The organism is Reyranella sp., assembly GCF_050185545.1.
In the GTDB taxonomy this organism is placed as follows: domain Bacteria; phylum Pseudomonadota; class Alphaproteobacteria; order Reyranellales; family Reyranellaceae; genus Reyranella.
Genome location: NZ_JBFWZI010000072.1, coordinates 27293 through 33020 on the forward strand (window position 1 = coordinate 27293; position 5728 = coordinate 33020).

6 protein-coding genes are annotated in these 5728 nt (G+C 65.9%); 2 read left to right on the forward strand and 4 right to left on the reverse strand.

All coding sequences use genetic code 11. The features are described from left to right. Positions 1 to 458 (reverse strand): OmpA family protein (locus AB7O82_RS19600; RefSeq protein ID WP_428619967.1); only part of this gene is annotated, 458 nt, incomplete at its 3' end. A 297-nt stretch (positions 459 to 755) separates the two neighbouring features. Here AB7O82_RS19600 and AB7O82_RS19605 point away from each other — a divergent pair. Continuing rightward, positions 756 to 1088 carry a hypothetical protein gene (locus AB7O82_RS19605; protein ID WP_428619969.1) on the forward strand — a complete coding sequence of 111 codons (333 nt, stop codon included), beginning with the start codon at positions 756 to 758 and terminating at the stop codon, positions 1086 to 1088. A 49-nt stretch (positions 1089 to 1137) separates the two neighbouring features. Here the strand turns inward: AB7O82_RS19605 and AB7O82_RS19610 are convergent, their stop codons facing one another. From AB7O82_RS19610 to AB7O82_RS19620, 3 genes are read right to left on the reverse strand one after another with little or no spacing between them, the layout of a single operon-like run. Then, on the reverse strand, positions 1138 to 1539 hold the full coding sequence (locus AB7O82_RS19610; RefSeq protein ID WP_428550036.1) for a GNAT family N-acetyltransferase: 402 nt from the start codon (positions 1537 to 1539) through the stop codon (positions 1138 to 1140). A 19-nt stretch (positions 1540 to 1558) separates the two neighbouring features. Continuing rightward, positions 1559 to 2293: an alpha/beta fold hydrolase gene (locus tag AB7O82_RS19615; protein WP_428550034.1), complete on the reverse strand. Its 735-nt coding sequence runs from the start codon at positions 2291 to 2293 to the stop codon at positions 1559 to 1561. Positions 2294 to 2302: 9 nt separating this feature from the next. Next, complete coding sequence (locus tag AB7O82_RS19620) at positions 2303 to 4207, reverse strand: potassium transporter Kup (protein ID WP_428550031.1); 1905 nt, start codon at positions 4205 to 4207, stop codon at positions 2303 to 2305. A 134-nt stretch (positions 4208 to 4341) separates the two neighbouring features. On the opposite strand from AB7O82_RS19620, the gene AB7O82_RS19625 reads away from it, so the two are divergent. After that, positions 4342 to 5547, forward strand: a complete 1206-nt coding sequence (locus AB7O82_RS19625; protein ID WP_428550029.1) for a cytochrome P450 — start codon at positions 4342 to 4344, stop codon at positions 5545 to 5547. The last annotated feature ends 181 nt before the right edge of the window (positions 5548 to 5728 follow it).

Here is a 5728-nt window from a genome sequence, read left to right on the forward strand (position 1 = left end):
TCGCTCATCATCGCAGCCGCCGGCCCGAGAACGGCGATCTCGACGCGGCGGTTCTGCGGCTCGCGCACGCCGTCACCGGTCGGAACCAGCAAGCCCTGCTCGCCACGGCCGACCACGCTGATCGCCGTGGCGGGCACACCAGTGCGTACCAGTGCGTCCTTGACGGCGTTGGCGCGGCGCAGCGACAGCGCCATGTTGTACGCCTCCGTACCCGACGTGTCGGTATGACCGGTCGCCGTGATACGGGCATTGCCCTTGGACTTGTACGAGTCAGCCGCCTGGCTGATAACGTTCATCGAGGCGTCGGACAGCTTGGTGCTATCCCAGTCGAAGAACACCATGAAGGTCTGCGGCGCGGGCGGCGGCGGGGGCGGCGGGGCCGATGCCATAGGCTTCGGCTCGTCGCAGGCTCCCAGGAGGAACGCAGCAGCCATGGTGACCAACAGTCTTCTCAACATGATCCCCTCTCCCCGGGCGGACTTGCCCTCGACAACATCATGGTCAATTCGTGGCACGGGTGCAATGCAGATTATTGCTCAACGCATGATGTTTGCGGTAACGCGCGACAGCCCTTAGGCTTTCCCGATGACGAGCGGGCGACATTGTCAATGAATAGAATGCTTAGCGTGGCCCTGGGGCTATGCCTGTCTGTCCAGTCTGCCGCGGCGCAAGGCCTTGGCGGACAGAATTCGGCACCCAATCAATGGGTTGCCGACTGCAATATGGAGGGCGCGCGCAACTGCACGGTGTCGGCAATGATCGACGGCAACAGCCTGCTCGGCACGTTCGCTCTCGTGCGCTACTCGGTGGCCAATGCGACACTCAGCGTGATGGTCGACGGCGTGGGGCAGCGGGCCAGCATCCAGGTAGATCAGTGGCCCTTCATCTCAACTACGATTTGTACCGGCAGTACATGCTCCTGGGAGCAGATCCGCTCGGCCGAGCTGCTGCAGGAATTCCTGCGCGGCAACAACATGACGCTGCAGGTCTCGCTGCAGGGCGACAACATGGTAGGGCCCCTGCGAATGTCGCTGCGGGGCTTCGCCCAGCAATATCAGAAGGCCCTACAGGTCCAGCAAGGACGCTGAGGCCGGGTGACGGCGGGGTTGACCAGCCCGACGGGCCTATCCGACGGGACTATTTCTCGCGCCGGTACAGGAAGCAGTTGTCCGCGTGGGGCATGTTGATGCCTTGGTAGTAGCTGACGGCCGTCGGCGCCGACAGCAGCAGCATCGTCGTCAGGGCGCCGCCGGCCTGGGTGCGCGTTTCCTCGATCAGCCGTCGGCCGATTCCCTGGCCCTGACAGGCCTTGTCGACGGCAAGGTCGGACAGGTAGCAGCAAAAGCAGAAGTCGGTGAGCGAGCGGGCAAACCCAACCAGGCGGCCATCCTGGCGGGCCGTGATGATCAGGTTGGCATGCGCGAGCATGCGCTCGATGCGGCCGCGGTCCGCGATCGGCCGGTTGAGGCCGGACTTGCGGACCACATCGATGTATTCGTCCGCGCCGAGGTAATCCTCGCGGGCGTAAACCGTGTTCATAGTGGGTCAGCCAATCGGGTCAGGGTTGCTCGTTCAGCCACAGGCGCAAGGCAGACGATACTTCCGCCGGCCGCTCGAGGGGGCTCATGTGGCCGCATTCCTCGAGGACAACGAGGCGGGAGGTGGCGATGTCGGCCGCCAATTCCTCGGAATGCCGCAGCGGGATCGAGGCGTCCTGGCGACCGACGATCACCACCGTCGGCACCGCGATATCGACCAGCAGCGGCCGGCTGTCGGGGCGGCCCATGATCGCTTCCTGCTCGCGCACGAACCCGTCGGCGCCGATCTCCGCCGCCATCTCGAGGATGGGCTGGGTGATCAGCTTGTTCGAGAGATGGCTGGGGTGCAGGAGCTGCGGTAGCAGGGAAGGCTGCACGCCGTGAAAGCGGCCGATCCGGGTCTGCTCGATGAAGCCGCGTCGACGCGCCGTGGACTCGAGCGGATCGGGGTTGGCCTGGGTGTTGAGCAAGGCGAGCCGATCGATGCGCGCGCCGGCCTGCCGCATGACCTCGAAGGCGACGTAGCCGCCCATGGAAAATCCGGCAAGGGCGAAGCGCGGTGGAGCGGCGTCGATTGCCGCCTTGGCCATGGCGGCAATCGAATTGTGGTGCCACAGCTCGGGGACCACGCAATCGACGATGTCGGACAAAGCTTCGATCTGGTGCTCGAACAGCCGCCGGGTGTTCAGCAGGCCGGGCAGGAGCACCAGCGTCGGTTTGGCTGTCGATTGCGCCGTGTCGGGCGATTGCGCCATGGCCGGGTCTCAGATCTGGATCTGGTTGCCCAGCTCGATGGCACGGTTCGGCGGGATGCGAAAGAAGGTTTTTGTCGCCGACGCCGAATGCGACAGCGAGATGAACCACTCGCGGCGCCACCGGCTGATCTTGGGGTGTTGCCCGGCCACCAGAGTCTCGCGCCCGAGGAAGAAGCTGGTTTCCATCTCGTCGTAGGCGATGCCATGCTGGCGACAGGCGCGCAGGACGTCGGGGATGTCGGGCTGCTCGGTGAAGCCGTAGCGCGCGATCACCGTGTAGAAGCCCTTGCCCAGCCGCTCGACCTCGACGCGATTGGTTTCGGCAACGAGCGGAACTTCCATGGTCTCGACCTGGAGGATGATGATGCGCTCGTGCAGCACCTTGTTGTGCTTTAGGTTGTGCAGGAATGCCGATGGCGTGCGGCTGGCGTCGGCGGTCAGGAACACCGCGGTGCCGGCGACGCGATCGGGCACGCGCTCCATGCGCTCCAGAAACTGCCGCAGCGGCAGGGCGCCCTCGCTGAGCTCCTGAGCAACGATGCGGCGGCCGCGGCGCCACGTCGTGATGGTGTAGTAGACCAGCCCGGCGACGAGCAGGGGCAGCCAGCCGCCGTCGGGGATCTTGAGCGCGTTCGCGATGAAGAAGGCGAGGTCCGGAATGGCGAGCAGGCCGAACACCAGGATGGCGGTCTGCCAGCGCCAGCGCCACACCAGGATCGCCACCGCAGAGGCGAGCGTGGCGTCGACCAGCATGGCGCCGGTTACGGCGAGTCCGTAGGCGCCGGCCAGGGCGCCAGAGGAGCCGAATCCGACCACCAGGGCGACCACGCCGCCCATCAGCAGCCAGTTGACCCGCGGGATGTAGATCTGGCCGATCGCCGTCTCGGACGTGTGCAGGATCTCCATGCGCGGCAGATAGCCCAACTGGATGGCCTGGCGGGTCAGCGAGAACACCCCGGTGATGACGGCCTGGGAAGCGATGATGGTGGCCAGCGTCGACAGGATGACCAGGGCGATAACGAAGTCTTGTGGCACCAGCTCGAAGAACACCTGATGAACGCTCCCGGGGTTGGCGATGATCATCGCCCCCTGTCCGAAGTAGTTCAGCAGCAGGCCGGGCATCACCAGCCCGAGCCAGGCCAGGCGGATCGGCCGGCGACCGAAATGGCCCATGTCGGCGTAGAGCGCTTCCGCGCCGGTCACGGCGAGCACGATCGACCCGAAAGCCCAGAAGATTCCGAGACCCTGATCGGCGATGACGCGGACGGCGTAGATCGGATTGACGGCCTCCAGCACCGCGGGATGCTTGGCGATCTGCCAGGCCCCCAGGGCGCCAAGCACGATGAACCAAACCAGCATCACGGGACCGAACATGCGGCCGACATCGGCCGTGCCTCGTGCCTGGAGCAGGAAGAGCCCGATCAGGATCACCAGGGAAAGCGGCACGACGAGCGGCGTAAGACCCGGCGCGACGGTCGACAGGCCCTCGACGGCGCCCATGACGGAAATTGCCGGCGTGATCATGGCGTCGCCGTAGAACAGCGCCAGTCCGATCACCGCCAGTACCGTGATGCCGCGCCGCACGCGCCGGTTCGTGCCGTTCAGCCCGCGCGTCGCCAGGGTGGCGAGGGCGAGCACCCCCCCTTCGCCGCGATTGTCGGCTCGCATGATGAGGGTGACGTACTTGACCGTGACCGTGAGCGTGATCGCCCAGAACGTCACCGACAGCACGCCAAGCACATGCTCGGGAGTCGGATCAAGCCCATGGCGGAACGATTCCCTCAGGGCGTAAAGGGGGCTGGTTCCGATATCGCCGAACACCACGCCCAAGGCGCCCACGACCAGCCCGGCGACGGCTCCGGCGTGAGGATCTCTCGAGGTCGCAAGCGGTTGAGGCGTGTTGTCGAGGGCCATGATGTCGAACGCCGCCAAGGCTGGCGGCGGCGCGACGATGTGCGCTCGTGTTCCGGGCCTGTCAACGCGCCAATTGCAGGGCTGTTGCGACGAATGCGCTTGACTTGTGGCCAGGGTCGGGGCGGCCTTGGCCCATGGACGACTATCCTGATGTCGGCGATCCGTGCCTGTACCGTGACGATACCTGGCGGCCCGCCTTCGACCGCCTGAGGCGGGACGATCCCGTCCACCGCCACGAGGAGAGCCCGTATGGCGCCTACTGGTCGGTGACGCGCTACGCCGACATCATGAAGGTCGAGCTCGACCATGCGACCTACTCGTCGGCCTCCGAGCTCGGCGGCATCCAGATCGCCGACCAGCCCAAGGGCCAGGAGCTACCCAACTTCATCCGCATGGATCCGCCGCGCCACACGGCCCAGCGCAAGACGGTCGCGCCGATCGTGGCGCCCTCCAACCTCGCCAACATGGAGGCGCTGATCCGCCAGCGCACCGCCGGCGTGCTCGACGGCCTGCCGCGCAACGCGCCGTTCGACTGGGTCGATCGCGTCTCGACCGAGCTCACCGCCATGATGCTGGCGACGCTGTTCGACTTCCCACAAGCCGAGCGGCGCAAGCTAACCTACTGGTCGGACGTCGCGATCGCCAACGTCGCCGACAAGGATGCCGTGGTGCACAGCGAAGCCGAGCGCCTGGCCGAGTTGCGGCAGATGGCCGAGATTATGGCGGCGCTGTGGAAGGAGCGCGCGGCGCGACCGCCGACCTTCGACCTGATCTCGATGATGGCCCATTCGGAAGCGACGCAGAACATGCCGCTCAACGAGTTCATCGGCACGTTCGGCCTGCTGATCGTCGGCGGCAACGACACCACGCGCAATTCGATGACCGGTGGCCTGATCGCCGCGCAGGAGAACCCGGCCGAGCTCGACAAGGTGCGGGCCGATGCCCGACTGCTCGACAACCTGGTGTCTGAGACCATCCGCTGGCAGACGCCGGTGATCCACATGCGGCGTACCGCGACCAGGGATGCCGAGCTTGCCGGACGGCGCATCGCGCGCGGCGACAAGGTGGTGATGTGGTACGTCTCGGGCAATCGCGATGAGACGGCGATCGACGAGCCGGACCGCTTCGTCATCGGCCGGCCGAGGCCGCGGCATCATCTGTCGTTCGGTGCCGGCATACACCGCTGCGTCGGCGACCGTCTGGCCGAGATGCAGCTCAGGATCCTGTGGGAAGAGATCCTGAAGCGCGATCTCGCGTTCGAGATCGTCGGCCCGCCGGTGCGCCTCTATTCCAACTTCATCCGTGGCATTCGCGCCCTGCCTGTGGTGATTCGAGGATAGGCGTCATGCTCTTCCTGGACCGCGGGCGTCTCGCCCGCTCATGATCTTCGTCTTCTGGACCGCGGGCGTCCCGCCCGCTCATGATCTTCGTCTTCTGGACCGCGGGCGTCTCGCCCGCTCATGATCTTCGTCTTCTGGACCGCGAGCGTCTCGCTCGCTCATGCTCATAGATCATGAGCGG